Origin of the sequence: Jiangella asiatica (genome assembly GCF_004349065.1) — a bacterium.
In the GTDB taxonomy this organism is placed as follows: domain Bacteria; phylum Actinomycetota; class Actinomycetes; order Jiangellales; family Jiangellaceae; genus Jiangella; species Jiangella asiatica.
The window spans coordinates 35,888-54,019 of record NZ_SMKZ01000049.1 but is presented as its reverse complement, the minus strand read 5'-3'; the positions used below and the strand labels follow the sequence as shown (position 1 = coordinate 54,019).

Annotated in this window: 18 protein-coding genes and 1 pseudogene; 13 read left to right on the top strand and 6 right to left on the bottom strand. The window is 71.5% G+C overall.

Annotated features, from left to right (window positions below):
* The first annotated feature begins 368 nt into the window (after positions 1-368).
* On the top strand, positions 369-1,184 hold the full coding sequence (locus E1269_RS25455) for an HAD family hydrolase (protein WP_239001024.1): 816 nt from the start codon (positions 369-371) through the stop codon (positions 1,182-1,184).
* 170 nt (positions 1,185-1,354) lie between these two features.
* Here E1269_RS25455 and E1269_RS25450 read toward each other — a convergent pair whose 3' ends face one another.
* Positions 1,355-1,807, bottom strand: a complete 453-nt coding sequence (locus E1269_RS25450) for an SEL1-like repeat protein (RefSeq protein ID WP_131899842.1) — start codon at positions 1,805-1,807, stop codon at positions 1,355-1,357.
* A gap of 101 nt (positions 1,808-1,908) precedes the next feature.
* Here E1269_RS25450 and E1269_RS25445 point away from each other — a divergent pair, with 101 nt between their 5' ends.
* Positions 1,909-2,880, top strand: a complete 972-nt coding sequence (locus E1269_RS25445; RefSeq protein ID WP_131899840.1) for a hypothetical protein — start codon at positions 1,909-1,911, stop codon at positions 2,878-2,880.
* 195 nt (positions 2,881-3,075) lie between these two features.
* On the opposite strand, the gene E1269_RS25440 is transcribed toward E1269_RS25445, so the two are convergent.
* The gene (locus tag E1269_RS25440) at positions 3,076-3,858 is read right to left on the bottom strand and encodes an oxidoreductase (RefSeq protein ID WP_131899838.1); all 783 of its coding nucleotides are present in this window, start codon (positions 3,856-3,858) and stop codon (positions 3,076-3,078) included.
* Between the two features lie 99 nt (positions 3,859-3,957).
* Between E1269_RS25440 and E1269_RS25435 the strand changes: the two genes are divergently transcribed.
* On the top strand, positions 3,958-4,965 hold the full coding sequence (locus E1269_RS25435; protein WP_131899836.1) for a phosphotransferase: 1,008 nt from the start codon (positions 3,958-3,960) through the stop codon (positions 4,963-4,965).
* A gap of 22 nt (positions 4,966-4,987) precedes the next feature.
* Here the strand turns inward: E1269_RS25435 and E1269_RS25430 are convergent, their stop codons facing one another.
* Together E1269_RS25430 and E1269_RS25425 are read right to left on the bottom strand one after the other, a co-directional pair.
* Positions 4,988-5,548 (bottom strand): DUF1707 SHOCT-like domain-containing protein, encoded by a 561-nt coding sequence (locus E1269_RS25430; protein ID WP_131899834.1) that lies wholly within the window; start codon positions 5,546-5,548, stop codon positions 4,988-4,990.
* On the bottom strand, positions 5,545-6,165 hold the full coding sequence (locus E1269_RS25425; RefSeq protein WP_131899832.1) for a PadR family transcriptional regulator: 621 nt from the start codon (positions 6,163-6,165) through the stop codon (positions 5,545-5,547). The genes E1269_RS25430 and E1269_RS25425 overlap by 4 nt, the downstream gene beginning before the upstream one ends.
* Before the next feature lie 104 nt (positions 6,166-6,269).
* On the opposite strand from E1269_RS25425, the gene E1269_RS25420 reads away from it, so the two are divergent.
* The 6 genes and pseudogenes from E1269_RS25420 (at position 6,270) to E1269_RS25395 (ending at position 11,437) form a co-directional block, all read left to right on the top strand.
* Positions 6,270-6,998, top strand: a complete 729-nt coding sequence (locus E1269_RS25420; protein ID WP_203434061.1) for a class I SAM-dependent methyltransferase — start codon at positions 6,270-6,272, stop codon at positions 6,996-6,998.
* 35 nt (positions 6,999-7,033) lie between these two features.
* A pseudogene (locus tag E1269_RS34385) lies at positions 7,034-7,186 on the top strand (ABC transporter ATP-binding protein); the annotation flags it as partial.
* 121 nt (positions 7,187-7,307) lie between these two features.
* The gene (locus E1269_RS25410; protein WP_131899830.1) at positions 7,308-8,495 is read left to right on the top strand and encodes a sensor histidine kinase; all 1,188 of its coding nucleotides are present in this window, start codon (positions 7,308-7,310) and stop codon (positions 8,493-8,495) included.
* Positions 8,496-8,545: 50 nt separating this feature from the next.
* Positions 8,546-9,277 (top strand): LytR/AlgR family response regulator transcription factor, encoded by a 732-nt coding sequence (locus E1269_RS25405; RefSeq protein WP_131899829.1) that lies wholly within the window; start codon positions 8,546-8,548, stop codon positions 9,275-9,277.
* A gap of 49 nt (positions 9,278-9,326) precedes the next feature.
* Positions 9,327-9,689 carry a hypothetical protein gene (locus E1269_RS25400; RefSeq protein WP_131899827.1) on the top strand — a complete coding sequence of 121 codons (363 nt, stop codon included), beginning with the start codon at positions 9,327-9,329 and terminating at the stop codon, positions 9,687-9,689.
* Positions 9,686-11,437, top strand: coding sequence for a sodium/solute symporter (locus E1269_RS25395; RefSeq protein ID WP_131899825.1), 1,752 nt, complete (start codon positions 9,686-9,688; stop codon positions 11,435-11,437). The genes E1269_RS25400 and E1269_RS25395 overlap by 4 nt, the downstream gene beginning before the upstream one ends.
* Before the next feature lie 12 nt (positions 11,438-11,449).
* Here E1269_RS25395 and E1269_RS32495 read toward each other — a convergent pair whose 3' ends face one another.
* Positions 11,450-11,596, bottom strand: a complete 147-nt coding sequence (locus tag E1269_RS32495; RefSeq protein ID WP_162606625.1) for a hypothetical protein — start codon at positions 11,594-11,596, stop codon at positions 11,450-11,452.
* A 456-nt stretch (positions 11,597-12,052) separates the two neighbouring features.
* Between E1269_RS32495 and E1269_RS25390 the strand changes: the two genes are divergently transcribed.
* The 3 genes from E1269_RS25390 to acs all read left to right on the top strand — a co-directional run bounded on the left by E1269_RS25390 (position 12,053) and on the right by acs (position 16,064).
* Positions 12,053-12,343, top strand: a complete 291-nt coding sequence (locus E1269_RS25390) for a DUF485 domain-containing protein (protein WP_131899860.1) — start codon at positions 12,053-12,055, stop codon at positions 12,341-12,343.
* Positions 12,340-13,953, top strand: coding sequence for a solute symporter family protein (locus E1269_RS25385; RefSeq protein ID WP_131899823.1), 1,614 nt, complete (start codon positions 12,340-12,342; stop codon positions 13,951-13,953). The genes E1269_RS25390 and E1269_RS25385 overlap by 4 nt, the downstream gene beginning before the upstream one ends.
* A 149-nt stretch (positions 13,954-14,102) precedes the next feature.
* Positions 14,103-16,064: an acetate--CoA ligase gene (gene acs / locus E1269_RS25380; RefSeq protein ID WP_131899821.1), complete on the top strand. Its 1,962-nt coding sequence runs from the start codon at positions 14,103-14,105 to the stop codon at positions 16,062-16,064.
* 399 nt (positions 16,065-16,463) lie between these two features.
* Here acs and E1269_RS25375 read toward each other — a convergent pair whose 3' ends face one another.
* Entirely contained in the window at positions 16,464-17,429 is a 966-nt protein-coding gene (locus E1269_RS25375) for a helix-turn-helix transcriptional regulator (protein ID WP_131899858.1), read from the bottom strand.
* Positions 17,430-17,492: 63 nt separating this feature from the next.
* Here E1269_RS25375 and E1269_RS25370 point away from each other — a divergent pair, with 63 nt between their 5' ends.
* On the top strand, positions 17,493-17,963 hold the full coding sequence (locus tag E1269_RS25370) for a pyridoxamine 5'-phosphate oxidase family protein (protein ID WP_131899819.1): 471 nt from the start codon (positions 17,493-17,495) through the stop codon (positions 17,961-17,963).
* Positions 17,964-18,132: the final 169 nt, after the last annotated feature.

The window sequence follows — 18,132 nt, the reverse complement described above, 5'->3', positions numbered from 1 at the left end:
GCGGGACCCGGCCAGGGGGGCGGGCCGGGTCAAAAGGCGGCGGGGGGGTGCCGCCGCGAGGCATCGTGCCCACCAGTTCTCGGGGCCAAACCCTGATGACGAGAATTTAATTCGCGGCCACCCGTTTCGGCCCTTTCACCGCGACATCTTTCCAGGTCAGACCCCGATCTCTCGGCGCGAGGACGGCCCGAAGGATGCCTCCGCGACCGCCGTCGGTTGGTGCGGACCACAACATGGCACGACGTAGGAGAACCGCACGCCACGGCCGGGATGAGGCTGGGCCGAGCCGAGCATGCGCCGCGACTGACCGACGGTGGCTCGTGCGTCCTGACCGGCCGGACCGCCGCCGGCCGATATCCTCGATGATCGTGGACAACGACGACCGCTCCAGCACCGCGGCGTTCTTCGACCTCGACAAGACGATCATTGCGAAGTCGAGCACGCTGGCCTTCTCCAAGAGCTTCTACCAAGGCGGCCTGATCAACCGCCGAGCTGTGCTGCGAAGTGCGTACGCACAGTTCGTGTACCTGGTCGGCGGTGCTGATCACGACCAGATGGAGCGGATGCGCGAGTACCTGTCCGGCTTGGTCACCGGGTGGGACGTCCAGGTGGTGAAGGACATCGTCGCCGAGACGCTGCACACGATCGTCGACCCGATCGTCTACGACGAGGCCGTGACGCTCATCGAGGAGCACCACCTGGCCGGTCGTGACGTGGTCGTCGTCTCCTCCAGCGGCGCGGAGGTCGTGGAGCCGATCGGCCAGATGCTCGGCGCCGACAAGATCATCGGAACCCGGATGGTGGTCGGCGAGGACGGCAAGTTCACCGGCGAGATCGACTTCTACGCCTACGCGGAGAACAAGGCCGAAGCGATCCGCGACCTGGCGAAGGAGGAGGGCTACGACCTCGCCCGCTCCTACGCCTACACCGACTCGATCACCGACCTGCCCATGCTCGAGGCCGTCGGGCACGCGTACGCGGTCAACCCGGACCGGCCGCTGCGCCGGACCGCGGCCGAGCACGGCTGGCCCGTGCTTGTCTTCTCCAAGCCGGTCGCACTCCGGCAGCGGGCATCGTCGATCCGAGACGCGCCGAAGCCCGCCATCGCCGCGGCCGCCATCAGCGCCGGCGCCGCCGCGGCCGGCCTGGCCTGGTACGCCGTCCGGCGCCGCGGCCGCGGCTGACCCCGCCCGGTCGACGTCGAGGACGGCGTCCGCACCAGGCCGCTGCCACATCGGCCGGCCCACGCCAGCTCGGTCGGTCGCGCTGACGGGTGGGCGTCGGTCGCGAAGAGGAGGGCACGTTAGGGCCGTCCGCCGCGCCGTGCGGTGCCGCCGGCCGCTGGTCTCACCACTCAGTCGCCGGACTCAGCGGCCAGTCGGCGGTAGTGGGCGGCCTCCTCGTCGTTGCCGAGTTCGTAGAGCACCTCGCCGAGGCGGGTCATGGCGGGACCGTGGCCCGCGTCGGCCGCGCGCCGGTAGAGCTTCTCGGCCGCCTCGAACTCACCGCGCTCCACGTACGCGTCGGCGAGGAACATCCAGTTGGAGATGGTGCCCGCGGCCGGGCCGCCGGCGTCCCCGCCGGACGCCGACTGGTCCGTACCATTGCGGCGCGGCCCGGTGAGCCGCGAGCTGCCGACAATGAGGGCGACGGAGATCACCCCACACGCCGCGAGAATGACGGCGGACGTCCTGGTCGAGATCTGAACGTCCATGGCAATGGCCACGATCAACGCAGCCAGCAGCAATACGACACCGGCCAGTACGAACCACATGACGTATCTGAGCCGGTTCCCCCGGTTCACCATGGCTTCCGATCATGGCCCTGATGTTCAGACCTCGCAAACGGAACGAACCGTGACCGACGCGTGCTGTCCGCAACGACCGTGGTCAGCCACAATCTCAGAACATGGAGGCCGACGAGGACCGCTACCGGCCGATGGAGCTCGGCACGGTGCAACGCGCCGATCCCGCCACCCCCGGTCCGGCCGCCGCCGACGACGGTGACAGCGGCGACGGGCAGCCGACCCAGTGGCCGCGCTGGGTCGCGCTGGGAGCCGCCCTCCTCGCCGGCGCCGCCGTCGGCATCGTCGCGAACAACGCGCGCAACGACGCCGCGGAGTACGGGCAGGTCGACCTCGTCCGCGGCACCGTCCTGGTCGAGACCGCGCCACCCCTGGCGACGGGCCCGCAGACGATGACGGTCAATCTCATCAACACCGGCCCCCGCGAGATCGAGATCCTGGGCGTCAGGATCGACGGCTTCGTGCCCGCCGAGGACGCCGACCCTGGCGCCGACGGCGACGCCGAGGACGACCCTGAGGACGAGCCGATCATCGCGGCTCCCGGCCTCTGGGTGGCCGCACGCACCACCGTCCACGCCGACTGCGACAGGCGCCCGCCTGGAACCGTCGAGGTCCGGGTCCGCACCGGTTCGGGCGAGCAGACGGTCGTCGTCGAGGGGCAGCCGGGCGACGACCAGCTGATCTGGGCCTGGCAGTACGGTTGCGACTCCTCGCCGGAGTCGGGCGTGTTCATCGGCGACACCCGCACCGTCTCCGCCGACTCCAGCGGCGCGCGGATCGTGCTGCCGGTCAGCAACGGCACTGGTCAGGCCATCCAGATCCTCGAGCTGGAGGCGACGACACCCGGGTTCACGATGACGACCGACACGATGCCGGTCGACGTCGCCGCCGGCGAGCTGGTCGACGTCCTGACGACGTGGACGGTGACCGACTGCGCGGACGCCGCGAGGTTCACCGACGCCACGGTCGCGGTGAACGTCGGGAGCGGCGACATGGAGTCGCGGATCACCCAACCGCTGGGTAACCCGACCCTGATCGAACTGGTCCGGCTGGCCGTCCGCGTCTGCGAAACGTAAAGATCTCCGCGATGCACTTTCACTCGCCCCGGCGATGGCCTACAAACGAGGTACGGACTGAAAGGTCCCCAGCACGGCGGAGGGGAACCCACGCGGCGATCCACCCATGTACGGGCAGTCGTCCCGGGTCTGCCGAGGCGACAGACGTGAATGCACGCTCTGGTAACCCGTCTCAGCCGTGTCAGCGGCGGCGCCCTACCTCACGCGGGGCGCCGTTCGCATGCTCGCGGCGATCGTGAGTCCCACCTCGGCACCTCGTGCGTACGCGTCGGCGCAGTGTCGCACCCACGCGGCCACGCCGTCCGTCCGTCCCGTCGCGTAGGCCTCGGCCAACGGCAGGTATGCGCGGGCCAGCGCGAGGTGACCGGCCTCCGGCACGCTCACCGCCTTGGTGTCGACGCCACGCGCGACCAGGACCACCCGCTCGGCCGCCCGCGCGACCACGTCGTCCGCGGTGCCGAACGTGCTCAGCGCCAGCAGCTCGCCGTGCACGATCGCGGCGACCACGACCCCCGGCGCGGTCGTCGCAAAGGCGATCCGCAGCAACTGGTCGAGCCTGGCACCGTCGGCGCCGGGGCGCGGCCGGCCGAGCGCGTCGTCGTCGGCGACGAGGTCACGCGCGGCGACCAGGTGCATCCGCGCCAGCGCCTGCCGGGGCGATCGAAGCCAGACGTCGGCCAGCGCCGGCACCTCGGCCGCCAATCGCAGCGCACCTTGGAGTACCGGGTCGCCGACGACGGCGTCAGGGTCGTCCTCCGCGGCGGTACTCGACCCGCCAGCGACGGCGCCCGACACGGTGGAACCTCCGGCGAGCTGCGCCGACGCCTGAGCGCCTCGGACCGCGGCCTCGGCGGCGACCCGGGCGGCGTCTCGTCGCATCGCCGGGTGCCGCAACAGCGCGTCGATCGAGCTGCGCGCGTGCGCGGCCGCCGCGCCGACCCCGGTGAGCGCCAGCACCCCCGCGAGCGGATCGTCCATGCCGCCAGCTTAGAGAGCCTGCTGGAGACTTCCCACGGCGCCGGGCACGCCCGGACGAAGGGTGCGCACTGCCGGACCGACCGGCCAAGATGGGGTCGCATGACGAACACCGAGCTCTGGTCGTCGGCGGCGTGGCTCGCGTCGGCCACGGCGTGGCTGGACGAGCGGCTCGCCGCGGCCGGCCGGGAGCGCACCGGGCCGGTCACCCAACCTCACCTGCGTCTCTGGGGGACGGTGCTCACGGCACCCACCGCCGACGGGCCGGTCTGGCTGAAGGCGCCCGGGCCGGAGAACGCCTTCGAGGTGCCGCTCTACCAGCTGCTGACCGAGGTCGCTCCGGACTGGATCCTCCGGCCCATCGCGGCCGACGCCGACCGCGGCTGGGTGCTGCTGCCCGACGGCGGCCGGCCGCTGGGCGAGCAGGTCAGCGAGGGCGAGCTGCCGGCCGCGCTCGCCGAGGTCCTGCCCCGCTACGCGGAGTTGCAGCGCGAGGTGGCACGGCACGTCGGCGAGCTGTTGTCGTTCGGGCTGGCCGACATGCGCCCGGCCGCGCTGCCGGGCGCGTTCGACGAGGCCCTCGACGCCGTCGGCCTCTACCTCGGCCGGCACGCCACCGACGACGACCGGGCGGCGCTTCGGCGGATGGCCGGTGAGCGCGCGACGGTCGAGGCGTGGTGCGAGCGGCTGGCGACCTCCGCCGTACCGGCCAGCCTCGACCACCACGACCTGCACGTCTGGAACGTCCTGATGTCGGAGTCCGGTCGGCTCCAGTTCTACGACTGGGGCGACAGCGTGATCGCGCACCCGTTCACCACGATGCTCGTGACGCTGGGGTTCCTCCGGTCGCAGTACGGAATGGCCGACGACGACCCACGGCTGCTGGGGCCGCGCGACGCCTACCTCGAGGCGTTCGGCGACCTCGGGCCTCGCGACGAGCTGGTCACCGAGCTGGAGCTGGCCTGCCGGGTCGGCAAGGTGGCCAGGACGCTCGTGTGGCTGCGGGCGCTGCGGCCGCAGGGCTTCGAGAACGCCGGGGCGTTCCAGCGGGCCCCGCTGGAGTCGCTGCTGGCGGTGGTCGCCGCCTCCCACCTGGACCTGCGCGGCTAGCCAGCCGCCGAGGTGCGGCCGTCTAGAAGCGCCGGTCGCCGAAGCCGGTGACGACTGGCCGGCCAGAACCCCAGCCCGGGCGACCTTGCGAACGCCACTCGCCACGCCACTCAGCACGGCTCGGTCCACGCCACTGGCCGCGCGGCGGCGGTCCCCAGCCCGGGCGCGGACCGCCGCCGTGCCAGTGCTGGTGGCGCTGGCGGCCGCCCCGGCCGAGCACGAACAGCCCGAAGAAGACGAACAGCAACCACGGCGCCGTCGAGATGATCAGGAACAGCAGCCCGCCGAATGCCATGAACACGAACGGCACCATCAGCAGCATCCACGGCCGCGGCCGTGGCGGCATGCCCCGCGGCGGACCCCACGGCGGCGCCGGCCGCGACTCGGAACGGACCGCCACCGCCTGGGGCAGGTCGGCGAAGAGCTGGTCGAGCTCCTCGCCGAACCGTGCCGACCAGGCCCGGCCGGACCGCTCGTCGAACTCGTCCTTGGTGATCCGGCCGGCGGCGAAGTGCTCACCGAGCGCGGACACGGCGGTGTCGCGTTCGGCATCGCCCACCCGCAGTGATCGCGCCTGGGTCATGACCGTTCCTCCTCCGTGCCGTAGTCGTCCTCGTCGCCGTCGGCGAGGATGCCGTAGAGCTTGCGCCGGGTGTCGGCCAGCACCTCGCGGGCGCGGGCCTGCTGGTCCGGGCTGCCGGTGGCGAGGATCTGCCACAGCGCGGACGCGGCCTGGCCGATCAGCGGCCGCAGGCCGTTCGCGTCCTCACCCTCGGCCGAGGCCGACATGGCCTCCCACGGCGCCGACACCTCGCCGCCGTGCTCGGCGACGTACTCTTCGCCCTGCGTGGTCAGCCGGAAGACCCGCCGGCCGCCCTCGTCGTCGGCGCGCACCAGGCCCTCGTCCTCGAGCTGCTGCAACGTCGGGTAGATCGAGCCGGGGCTGGGCTTCCATGCGCCGCCGCTGCGCTCGGCGATCTCCTGGATGATCTGGTAGCCGTTCATCGGCTGGTCGGCGAGCACGCCGAGGATGGCCGCGCGGACATCACCTCGCCGGGCCTTCGGACCGCGCCGGGCCCACGGCGGTGCGCCCCAGACCGGACCCTCCCACCGCGCGGCACCCGGACCGCCCCAGGGCCCGTGTCCGCCGCCGAACATCGCCCACGGGCCGAAGCCGTGAGCTCCTCGCTTGCCGGTCATCTCCGTCACCTCTTCCCACCACCGCGAGCCCTCGTTGATCAGTCGCGATACAGACACGATATATCGCGACTGTTCGGCCTGCAAGGGGGTCGTATGGTCGGATCGTGGTGACCTTCGATCGCCGGGTCCTGGCCACGTCCTTCGGGGGCGTCGCAGATGTCTACGAGCGCACCCGCCCCGGCTACCCGGTCGCGGCCGTCGCCTGGCTGGCCGGCGAGCACTCCACGGAGGTCCTCGACCTCGCGGCCGGCACCGGCAAGCTGACCCGGTCGCTCGTGGCGGCCGGCCACGACGTCGTCGCGGTCGAACCCTCCGAACCGATGCTGGCTCAGCTGCGCGCCGGCCTGCCCGGCGTGGATGCGCGCCTCGGCTCCGCCGAAGCGCTGCCGCTCCCCGACGCCTCGGTCGACGTCGTCACCGTCGCCCAGGCCTACCACTGGTTCGACCCCGCCACGGCACTGCCGGAGATCGCCCGCGTGCTGCGCCCCGGCGGCTGGCTCGCGCTGGCGTGGAACGTGGCCGACGCAACGACGGCGTGGGTCGAGGAGCTGTGGCAGATCGTCAACCCGGACGAGCCGCGCACCGTCGAGCGGCCCGACATCGGCGCACCGTTCGGCGAACCGGAGACGCACACGTTCCCGCACTCGCAGCGCCTGGACCGCGCCGGGCTGGTCGGGCTGGTGGCGTCGCGCTCGTACGTCGCCGTCCGCGAGCCGGCCGAACGCGACGAGCTGCTCGCGAAGGTGGCCGCGCTCTACGACCGCCACGCCGGACCGGACGGCATCGTGGTGCCCTACGTGACGCACTGCTTCCGGTCGCGGCCCCTCGCGTAGTCCCAGATCGAGGTTCGCGCCGAACAGCAGGTAAGGTCGCCGAGGGCGCACCGGGCGAGGTCGTCGACGAGGAGCTGGTGAGCGACGTCTTCGGGCTGGCCTGCCGCATCATCGACGACCCGGAGACCGAAACGCCGCTGGTCGTCCCCGCCGCCCGCCAGTCGGTCGCGGTCAGCCGCGCGTCCTGACTCCGGACGGGACCACGCGGGCGCAACCCCTCGCCCTTGCGCCATGATCATCAACGGTTGGCGACGCTATGACGTCGCCAACCGTTGATGATCATGGGAGGAGATGGCCTATGGTCCGAGCATGAGCTCGCCGGTGGTGGTGTTCGTCGCCGCGGTGATCGTGGTCGCGCTGGCCGCGGTACTGCTGACCCGGCTGGTCCGCTCCCGCCTGGTGCTCGGCAGCACCGAGGATCAGACCACCTACCGCATCCTGCACACCACCAGCCTGGCCTCGCCCGAGCTGCGGGCCGGGCTGGTCGCCGGCGCCGACAAGGCCGCGCGCCATCTACGGGAGCTGCTGGCCACGCCCGCCCTGGCGCTGACCGACGGGGAGTCCGTCGTGACCTGGGATGGCGCCGGCGGCAGCGTCCACGTCCACGACGTGCGTCGGCACGCCGCCCGCGCCCTGAGCGGCGGCTACACCGACGTGCTCGGGCCCGACGCCGTCGAGTGCGACCGGCTGGACTGCCCGGTCCGGCACGCCGTCACCACGGGGCTCACCACCGAGGACCGCGTCGTCGGCGCGCTCATCGCCTACACCTCGACGCGGCCGTCCGCGGGCCTGGTCCGGGCGGTCGAGGAGGTGGCACGGTTCGTCTCCGGCCAGTTGGAGCTGGCCGAGTTCGACCGTGAGCGGGCCAAGCTGGCCGAGGCGGAGATCCGGGCGCTGCGTGCACAGATCTCGCCGCACTTCATCTACAACGCGCTGGGCGCCATCGCCTCGTACGTGCGCACCGACCCCGAGCACGCCCGCGAGCTGCTGCTGGAGTTCGCCGACTTCACCCGCTACTCCTTCCGCCGGCACGGCGACTTCACCACCCTGGCCGAGGAGCTGCGCTCGATCGAGCGCTACCTGATGCTGGAGAAGGCCCGCTTCGGCGACCGCCTGTCGGTGACGCTGCGGGTCGCGCCGGAGGTCCTGCCGGTCGCGGTGCCGTTCCTGTGCCTGCAGCCACTGGTCGAGAACGCCGTACGGCACGGACTGGAGGGCCGTACCAGCCCCGGTCACATCACGATCCTCGCCGAGGACGCCGGCAACGAGGCCCTCATCAGCATCGACGACGACGGGGTCGGCATGGACCCCGACCTCGCCCGAACCCTGCTCGCCGGCGACGGCGCCACCGACCGCGTCGGCATCGCCAACGTGGACGAGCGCCTGCGTGCCGTCTTCGGCGACGACTACGGCCTCGTCATCGAGACCGCGACCGGCGCCGGCACCAAGGTCAGCATGCGGGTGCCGAAGTACCGCCCCGGTGTCCACGCCACCTGAGGTCAGGCGCACGCTGGCCCAACGGGCGCGGCGGCACTAGCCTCACGGCCATGCTCAGCGTTCTGGCGGTCGACGACGAGCCACCGGCCCTGGCCGAGCTCGCCTACCTGCTGGAACAGAACGAGCACGTCGACCGGGTGCTCACCGCCGGCGACGGAGCCGGTGCGCTGCGGCTGTTGGAGCACCAGCACGTCGACACCGTGTTCCTCGACATCCGGATGCCGGGCCTGTCCGGGCTCGACCTGGCCCGCGTCCTGGCCAAGTTCCGCCGCCCCCCGGCCGTCGTGTTCGTGACCGCCTACGACGACCACGCCGTCACCGCGTTCGACCTCAACGCCGTGGACTACGTGATGAAGCCGTTCCGGCGGGAGCGGCTGTACGAGGCGGTCCGGCGGGCCGCCGACCACGTGCAGGGATCCCGTGCCACCGGCGACGACCTGGACGACGAGACCATCTCCGTCGAGCTCGGCGGCATCACCCGGTTCATCCGCCGCAGCGACGTCGCCTACGTCACCGCGCAGGGCGACTACGCGCGGCTGCACACCCGCGACGGCAGCCACCTGCTGCGGGTGCCGCTCGCGACGCTCGAGGAACGCTGGGCCGGGGCCGGTTTCGTCCGCATCCACCGCAGCTACCTCGTCGCGCTCGGCGCCATCGACGAGCTGCGGGTCGACGCCGGCAGGTACTCCGTCGTCATCGCCGGCACGACGCTCCCGGTCAGCCGCCGGCACACCCGCGAGCTGCGCGACGTCCTCGTCTACCGAGCCGGCGAAGGCCGGTGAGACGCCGTGCAGCCGTGCGAGTGGAGCCGGTGCGACCGGTGAGGCGCCGATGACCGAACGCGTCACCGTCACCGGGCCGCGACGGGGCCGGCCGCCGGCCCGGCGGCGGGCCGGGACCGCCGAGATCGACGCCCAGACCCAGCTCGGCGAGGTGTACATGCGCGCGCTGCTGCGAGCGCAGCTGCGGCTGAGCCTCACCGTCGCCGGGGTGGTCCTGGGACTGCTGGCACTGCTGCCGCTGGTGTTCGCGGTGGCGCCACGGGTCAGCGATGTCGACGTGGCCGGCGTGCCGCTGCCGTGGCTGGTGCTCGGCGGCCTCGTCTACCCGGTGCTGGTGGCGGCCGCGTGGTTCTACGTGCGCACGGCCGAGCGGGTCGAGCGCGACTTCGGCGAGATGGTCGACCGCCGGTGAACACGTCCACCGGCATCGTCGCCGTCGTCGTCACCGCGGCGGTGACGGTGCTCATCGGCGCGTACGGGCTGCGGGCCGCGCGTACCACCAGCGACTTCTACGTCGCATCGCGCACCGTCACGCCGTGGTGGAACGCGTCGGCCATCGGCGGCGAGTACCTGTCGGCGGCGTCGTTCCTCGGTGTGGCCGGGCTGGTGCTCGCGTACGGCACCGACATGCTGTGGTTCCCGGTCGGGTACACCGCGGGCTACCTGATGCTGCTGGTGCTGGTGGCCGCGCCCCTGCGCCGCTCCGGTGCCTACACGCTGCCCGACTTCGCCGAGGCGCGGCTGGAGTCCATGGCCGCGCGGCGGGCCGCCAGCATCCTCGTCGTCACCATCGGCTGGCTCTACCTGCTGCCGCAGTTCCAGGCGGCCGGGCTGACGCTGCGCACCGTCACCGGCGCACCGCAGTGGGCCGGGCCGGCCGTCGTCGCCGCCGTCGTGCTGGTCAGCGTGCTCGGCGGCGGGATGCGCAGCATCACGTTCGTGCAGGCGTTCCAGTACTGGCTCAAGCTCACCGCACTGGCCCTTCCGGTCGTGTTCGTGCTGCTGGCCTGGCAGTCCGACGGACGGCCCGAGGTGGCGCCGCCGGAGGAACCGGTCTTCGCCGAGGCGACGACGGTCGAGGTCACCATTGACGTGACAGTGGACGTGCCGATGGGCGTCGTGGTGGAGGCCGACGGGGTCGTGGACGACGCCGCGGTCTCCGGCGAGCTGCCCCTGGACCGGGGTGACCACGACGTGGAAGCCGGCACCGTCCTGGAGTTCCCGGCCGGCGCCCGCATCCCGCACGCGTCGAACCTCGAACCCATGACCGGGCAGGCCTGGGCGCTGCCGCTGACCGCAGGCGGCGACCATCCGCTCTACGCCACGTACTCACTGATCATCGCGCTGTTCTTCGGCACGATGGGGCTGCCGCACGTGCTGGTGCGCTTCTACACCAATCCCGACGGCCGGGCCGCCCGGCGCACCACCCTGGCGGTGCTCGGGCTGCTCGGCCTGTTCTACGTGCTGCCGGGTGTCTACGGTGCGCTCGGCCGCCTGTACACGCCGGAGCTGCTGCTCACCGGCCGCACCGACGCGGTCGTGCTGGTGCTGCCCGGCCGGCTGGTCGACGGCGTCCTCGGCGAGACGCTGAGTGCACTGGTGACGGCGGGGGCGTTCGCCGCGTTCCTGTCCACGTCGTCCGGGCTGACGGTGTCGGTCGCCGGGGTGCTCTCGCAGGACCTGCTGCGCGGGCGAGTGCGAAACCCCGTCGCCGGCTTCCGACTCGGCGCCGCGCTGGCACTGCTGGTGCCGATCGGGCTGGCGCTGTCCAGCCCGTTCCTCGGCATCGCCGACGTGGTCGGGCTCGCGTTCGCGGTGGCGGCCTCCTCGTTCTGCCCACTGCTGCTGCTCGGCATCTGGTGGCGCCGGCTGACCTGGCCCGGCGCGGTGGCCGGGCTGCTGGCCGGCGGCGGCACGTCCACCGTCGCCGTCGCCTTCACCATCCTCGGCGGCCCACCGGACGGCTGGGTCGGCGCGCTGCTCGCCCAGCCGGCCGCTTGGACGATGCCGCTCGCGTTCGTCGTGATGATCGTCGTGTCGCTCGGCACGCAGCAGCACACGGCCCCCGGCGTCAACCGGACCATGGTGCGCCTGCACACGCCCGAGAACCTCGACCTCAACCGGGGCGACTGGGATCCCGAGGACCGCTGGCGTACCTGAGTCACCCCACCGTCACCCACGAAACACCAGCAGGCCCACGGCGTCGCCCAGCTGCCCACCGTCGTCGAGGAGGCTGATGTCGTCGGCGGCCTGGATGAAGCCTTCGGCCTTCGCGAGCCGGCCCTCCCGGACCTGTGTCGCGCAGGGGCGTGTTCCCACTGCTAGGCCTTCCTCGATCGCTGGCGGGCCAGGAACCATGATCGCTCCCCGCGACGGTCAGCCCCGAAGCAGCGATGACGGCAAGTACCGTCTCACCACGAGCAGCCTCCAGCTCGCTGACCGTGTACTCCAGCGGCCTGGTGTCGTTGCCCGTCCAGTCGGTCACCGCCTGCACGAACCGATCCACCGGAAGCTTCCCGACGCCGCCGCGCGACCGTTCGTCGCACGAGAGCGACCGTTCGTCGCACGGCCATGACCCGCACGCCGATCCCTTCGCCCGCTCGCCGCACGTGGCGATGAGGACACTCCCGGGACCTGTCCGGGGCGCCCTAGCGTGGCGCCCCGAACCGGCCGGATGTGAGCCGGACCACATGACGACGAGGAGGTCGGAGCGTGGCACAGATCGACACCCCACCACCGGAGCGGGCGCTGCCCACCGCGGAGGAGTACGAACGCATGCAGGCCAGCCCCGAGTTCGCCGAGCTGCGGCGGCGCTTCCGGGCCTTCGCATTCCCGATGACGGCGGCCTTCCTGGCTTGGTACCTGCTGTACGTGCTGCTGTCGACGTACGCCGTGGACTTCATGTCCGAGCAGGTGATCGGCAACGTCAACATCGGTCTGCTGCTGGGGCTGGGCCAGTTCGCGTCGACGTTCCTGATCACCTGGCTGTACGTCCGGCACGCCGACCGCAAGCTGGACCCGATCGCGGCGCGGATCCGCGACGAGCTCGAAGGGGGTCAGCGATGAACACCGAGGTCGGCAGCCCCGGGCTCAACATCACAATCTTCGCCATCTTCGTCGCGGTGACTCTGGTCATCGTGCTGCGGGCGTCACGGAGCAACAGGACGGCCGCGGACTACTACGCCGGCGGCCGCGCGTTCACCGGCCAACAGAACGGCACCGCGATCGCGGGCGACTATCTGTCCGCTGCGTCGTTCCTCGGCATCGCCGGCGCCATCGCGATCTACGGCTACGACGGTTTCCTCTACTCCATCGGCTTCCTCGTCGCCTGGCTGGTCGCCCTGCTGCTGGTGGCTGAGCTGCTACGGAACACCGGCCGGTTCACGATGGCCGACGTGGTCTCGTTCCGGATGCGCCAGCGACCGGTGCGCACGGCGGCCGCCACGTCGACGCTGGCAGTGTCGTTCTTCTACTTGCTCGCCCAGATGGCCGGCGCCGGCGGCCTGGTCGCGCTGCTGCTCGGGGTCACCGACCGCGGCGGGCAGGGCGTCGTCATCGCCGTCGTCGGCGCGCTCATGGTCTTCTACGTGCTGGTCGGCGGCATGAAGGGCACGACGTGGGTGCAGATCGTCAAGGCGATCCTGCTGATCTGCGGTGCCGCCGTCATGACGGTGTGGGTGCTGGCCCAGCACGACTTCAACCTCTCCCAGCTGCTCGGCGCGGCCGTGGAGACCGCCGACGGCGCGGCTGGGCTGCTGGACCCGATGAACCAGTACGGCGCGTCCGACACCACGAAGCTCGACTTCGTCTCGCTGGCCCTGGCCCTGGTGCTCGGTACCGCCGGCCTGCCGCACGTGCTCATGCGCTTCTACACGGTGCCTACAGCCAAGGAGGCCCGGCACAGCGTCACCTGGGCGATCGCGCTGATCGGCCTGTTCTACCTGCTGACCCTGGTGCTCGGGTACGGCGCCGGCGCCCTGGTCGGGCCGGAGGAGATCCTCGGCGCACCGGGCGGCGTGAACTCGGCCGCACCGCTGCTGGCGTACGAGCTGGGCGGCACCATCCTGCTCGGCATCATCGCCGCGGTTGCGTTCGCGACCATCCTCGCCGTGGTCGCAGGGCTGACGATCACCGCGTCGGCGTCGTTCGCACACGACGTCTACGCCAACGTCATCAAGAAGGGCGAGGTCTCGGCGAACGACGAGGTTCGGATCGCCCGGCTCACCGCCGTGGTCATCGGCGCGGTCGCGATCGTCGGCGGCATCTTCGCCAACGGCCAGAACATCGCGTTCCTGGTGGCGCTCGCGTTCGCCGTCGCGGCCAGCGCGAACCTGCCGGTGATCCTTTACTCGCTGCTGTGGAAGCGCTTCAACACCAGCGGAGCGCTGTGGAGCATCTACGGCGGCCTGATCACCGCTGTCACACTGATCGTCTTCTCGCCGGTCGTGTCCGGCAAGCCGGTGAACCCGGCCACCGGGCGCAGCCCGTCGATGCTCCAGGACGTCGACTTCCACTGGTTCCCGCTGGACAACCCGGGCATCATCTCGATCCCGGCCGGGTTCCTGCTGGGCTTCATCGGCACCCGGTTGTCGAAGGAGTTCAACGCGCCGAAGTACGCCGAGATGGAGGTGCGCTCACTCAGCGGCGCCGGCGCCGAGAAGGCCGTTCGGCACTGACGTCACGCCGCCGTCTACCTCACCGTCCTTGCCCAGCGGGCACGTGCGATGGTGAGGTAGACAGCAGCGTGCTCGGCGCTGATCGATACAGTCGCTGATCGGTACAGTCCCGGCCCTGCCCTGGACCACGACACGAGGAGCAGACGAACGTGACCAATGACGCTCTCTCCAATCTGCTGCACGAGGACCGGCGCTTCCTTCCGTCGGAGCAGTTCGCCGCGCAGGCCAACGCGACGGCGGAACTGTACGAGGAGGCGGCCGCCGACCGGCTGGCGTTCTGGGAGCGCCAGGCGCGGGTACTGCTGACCTGGGACACCGAGTGGGACCAGGCGCTGGACTGGAGCAACCCGCCGTTCGCGAAGTGGTTCGTCGGCGGCAAGCTCAACGTGGCCTACAACTGCGTCGACCGCCACGTCGAGGCAGGCAACGGCGACCGCGTCGCCATCCACTGGGAGGGCGAGCCCGGCGACAGCCGCACGATCACCTACGCCGACCTGAAGCGCGAGGTGTCCAGGGCTGCCAACGCCCTCACTGAGCTGGGCATCGAGCACGGTGACCGGGTGGCCATCTACATGCCGATGATCCCGGAGACGGCGGTGGCCATGCTGGCCTGCGCCCGCATCGGCGCCATCCACTCCGTCGTCTTCGGCGGGTTCTCGGCCGAGGCGCTGCGCAGCCGCATCGAGGACGCCGAGGCCAAGCTCGTCATCACCGCCGACGGCGGCTACCGGCGCGGCAAGCCGTCCGCGCTCAAGCCGGCCGTCGACGAAGCCGTCTCCAAGTCGCCGTCGGTGAACAAGGTGCTCGTGGTGCGCCGCACCGAGCAGGAGGTCGACTGGGACGGCGACCGCGACGTGTGGTGGCACGACATCGTCGACCGGCAGTCCGAGGAGCACACCCCGCAGGCACACGACGCCGAGGACACGCTGTTCATCCTCTACACGTCGGGCACCACCGGGAAGCCAAAGGGCATCAAGCACACCTCGGGCGGCTACCTGCTCCAGACGGCGTACACCCACCGCAACGTGTTCGACCTCAAGCCGGAGACCGACGTCTACTGGTGCACCGCCGACGTCGGCTGGGTCACCGGCCACAGCTACATCGTGTACGGGCCGTTGGCCAACGGCGCCACCCAGGTGATGTACGAGGGCACGCCCGACTTCCCCGCGCCCGGCCGCTGGTGGGACGTCGTGCAGAAGTACAAGGTCACCATCCTGTACACCGCGCCGACGGCCATCCGCACGTTCATGAAGCAGGGTGACGAGATCCCTGGTCAGCGCGATCTCACCTCCCTGCGAGTGCTCGGCAGTGTCGGCGAGCCGATCAACCCCGAGGCGTGGATCTGGTACCGCCGCGTCATCGGCGGCGACCGCACCCCCGTCGTCGACACCTGGTGGCAGACCGAGACCGGCGCAATCATGATCAGCCCGCTGCCCGGCGTGACGGCGGCCAAGCCCGGGTCCGCGCAGGTCTCGCTGCCCGGCATCGTGGCCGAGGTCGTCGACGACGCCGGCAACGCCGTCCCGGACGGGCACGGCGGCTACCTCGTCCTGACCGAGCCGTGGCCGTCCATGCTGCGCACCATCTGGGGCGACGACCAGCGCTTCATCGACACCTACTGGTCGCGCTTCGAGGGCCGCTACTTCGCCGGCGACGGCGCCAAGAAGGACGAGGACGGCGACATCTGGCTGCTGGGCCGGGTCGACGACGTCATGAACGTCTCGGGCCACCGCATCTCGACCACGGAGGTCGAGTCCGCACTCGTGTCCCACCCCAAGGTGGCCGAGTCGGCCGTCGTCGGCGCGTCGGACCCGACCACGGGTCAGGGCATCGTGGCGTTCGTCATCCTGCGGGCCGCCGCCGGCGACGGTGGGGCGGATGTGGTCAAGGAACTGCGCGACCACGTCGCCAAGGAGATCGGACCGATCGCCAAGCCGCGCCAGATCATGGTGGTCCCGGAGCTGCCGAAGACCCGCTCCGGCAAGATCATGCGCCGGCTCCTGCGCGACGTGGCCGAGAACCGCGAGCTCGGCGACGTCCAGACGCTCGCCGACCCGACCGTCATGAACCTCATCAGCGAGGGCCTGTCGAAGGGCTCGTCCGAGGACTGACGCTCCTCCTCCGGTGATCGACGGGGGCCGCTACCGCTCCACGGGTAGCGGCCCCCGTCGATAGTTCAGGGCCCTTCTGCTGCATCCGTGGGTGTGCGCGGGCCTCGGAATGATCACGTTCAGCACGAGATCTCGTGTCACACCATGCTCGCAATCATGGTGAGGCTCGGGGGATCCTGCTGAAGGTGATCATTTCGGGTTCTCCTGCTGCTTTCGTGGGCCGCGGGCGGAATGCACACCCGCATGATGTCGTGCGACCTTGACTGCTGGCCCCGTGCCGTGGCGCCGGGATCGGGGCGTGCGCGCGGCTGTCGCTATCGAGGTGGGCGCCGATGATCCAGGTGCGTTCACCGCCGGCGCCGGCACCGCCCCCAGCCTGCTGGGTCTGGGTGACCTCATTCAGGCGTTGCGCGCCGCGAGCTCGGTGGCGACAGCGTGCACCGCGGCGCGCAGGCTGGCCGGCTCCAGGATCTCCACGCCGCTCATGAGCGTGAACAGCTGGTGCGCGGCCACGTCCTCGGCCTCCGTCCACAGCTCGACCGCCTGCCAGCCCTCGCCGTCGGGCGGACCGGCGGAGTCGCGGGCCTGCCGCGCCGCGACCGGGCCGACCGCGCCGTGCAGGTGCCCCAGCGCGGTGGGCGAGAGGCGCACCCGGCAGCGGTATCGCAGCAGTGACCGGTCGAACTCCGCCGACGATGCCGCCCACCACTGCGCGAGGTCGAACCCGTCGGGACGGTGCGCCGATTCGGTGCGCACGCTGGCGTCGTCGATCCGGTCGACACGGTAGGTGCGGACCTGCCGGCGGTGCGCTGCGACGAGGTACCAGGTGCCGGCCTTGAGCACGAGGCCGAGCGGGTCGAGCCGGCGCCGGACGGTCCGGTGGGCGCGCCGATAGACGATGTCGACGCGTCGCCCGGACCACACCGCGGCCGAGATGGGTTCCAGCTGCGACGGCGGCCGCTTCGGGCCGAACCAGCCCGGCGCGTCGACGTGGAACCGCTCCCGCAGCCGGGCCGCACGGCCGCGCAGCTCCGGCGGCAGCATCGCGATGACCTTGGTCTGGGCGGCGACGAGGACCGCGCCGAGGCCGAGGTCGGCGACGGCGCTCGGCACGCCGCCCAGGAACAGCGCTGCGGCCTCGTCGCCGGTGAGGCCGTCGAGGCTGGTGCGCCATCCCTCGACCAGGCGGATACCACCGCCGGGCCCGGACTCCGTCCACAGCGGCACACCGGCGGCCTGCAGCGCCGCGATGTCGCGGTAGACCGTCCGGACCGAGACCTCCAGCTCCGCGGCGACGTCTGCCGCCGTCACCTTCCGCCGCTGCTGGAGCAGCAGCATCATCGCCATCAACCGGCTGGCCCGCATGAACACGAACCTATGCGACATCGCTGACAGAAGATGTCAGGAGTCGGGCGGCACGGTCGAACCATGGCGACCTGGAAGCAGTTCCACGACGAGGCACCCGAGCTCGCCCGCACGGCACGGGCGCGGTTCGAGGCCACGAAGCACCACGTGCTGGCGACCCTGCGCGCCGACGGCACGCCGCGGGTGAGCGGAACGGAGGTGGACTTCGACGGCGACCACCTCACGCTCGGCTCGATGCTGGGCGCGGTCAAGGCCCGTGACCTGCAACGCGATTCGAGGTTCGCGATCCATGCCAACCCCGGCGACGGGTCGATGGAAGCGCCCGACGTCAAAGTGAGCGGCCGCGCCGTCGAGGTCGACGAGCAAGGGTTCGCGGCCTATCGCGCCGGCCGGGACGACCTGCCGGGCGAGCCGTTCCACCTGTTCCGGCTGGAGATCGACGACGTCGTCCTGGCGGGCCTCAACGAGACCCGGACCGGCATGCTGATCCGGCTGTGGCGGCCGGGCGAGCCGGTCCGCACGTTCACCCGTTGACGGCGTCCAACCACCACGTCCCGCGACAGAGCGCGCGGGAGGCGTGACGCTCCGCGCGGGACGACCCGCTCCCGAGGGCGGCAGAGCGGGTCCCCGCGACCCCGTAGAATCGACGCAGGTGTGCCGGGAAGTCTGGTCGGCGTCGTCAGGTCTGTTCGCGAAATCCCGA

What these genes read in the sequence shown, in the direction of transcription:
- E1269_RS25385 (WP_131899823.1), top strand. Translation starts at nt 12,340, where the DNA reads ATGAACACCGAGGTCGGCAGCCCCGGGCTCAACATCACAATCTTCGCC.
- E1269_RS25390 (WP_131899860.1), top strand. Translation starts at nt 12,053, where the DNA reads ATGCAGGCCAGCCCCGAGTTCGCCGAGCTGCGGCGGCGCTTCCGGGCC.
- E1269_RS25370 (WP_131899819.1), top strand. Translation starts at nt 17,493, where the DNA reads ATGGCGACCTGGAAGCAGTTCCACGACGAGGCACCCGAGCTCGCCCGC.
- E1269_RS25430 (WP_131899834.1), bottom strand. Translation starts at nt 5,548, where the DNA reads ATGACCCAGGCGCGATCACTGCGGGTGGGCGATGCCGAACGCGACACC.
- E1269_RS25405 (WP_131899829.1), top strand. Translation starts at nt 8,546, where the DNA reads ATGCTCAGCGTTCTGGCGGTCGACGACGAGCCACCGGCCCTGGCCGAG.
- E1269_RS25375 (WP_131899858.1), bottom strand. Translation starts at nt 17,429, where the DNA reads ATGCGGGCCAGCCGGTTGATGGCGATGATGCTGCTGCTCCAGCAGCGG.
- E1269_RS25445 (WP_131899840.1), top strand. Translation starts at nt 1,909, where the DNA reads ATGGAGGCCGACGAGGACCGCTACCGGCCGATGGAGCTCGGCACGGTG.
- E1269_RS25425 (WP_131899832.1), bottom strand. Translation starts at nt 6,165, where the DNA reads ATGACCGGCAAGCGAGGAGCTCACGGCTTCGGCCCGTGGGCGATGTTC.
- E1269_RS25440 (WP_131899838.1), bottom strand. Translation starts at nt 3,858, where the DNA reads ATGGACGATCCGCTCGCGGGGGTGCTGGCGCTCACCGGGGTCGGCGCG.
- E1269_RS25400 (WP_131899827.1), top strand. Translation starts at nt 9,327, where the DNA reads ATGACCGAACGCGTCACCGTCACCGGGCCGCGACGGGGCCGGCCGCCG.
- E1269_RS25435 (WP_131899836.1), top strand. Translation starts at nt 3,958, where the DNA reads ATGACGAACACCGAGCTCTGGTCGTCGGCGGCGTGGCTCGCGTCGGCC.
- E1269_RS25410 (WP_131899830.1), top strand. Translation starts at nt 7,308, where the DNA reads ATGAGCTCGCCGGTGGTGGTGTTCGTCGCCGCGGTGATCGTGGTCGCG.
- E1269_RS25450 (WP_131899842.1), bottom strand. Translation starts at nt 1,807, where the DNA reads ATGGTGAACCGGGGGAACCGGCTCAGATACGTCATGTGGTTCGTACTG.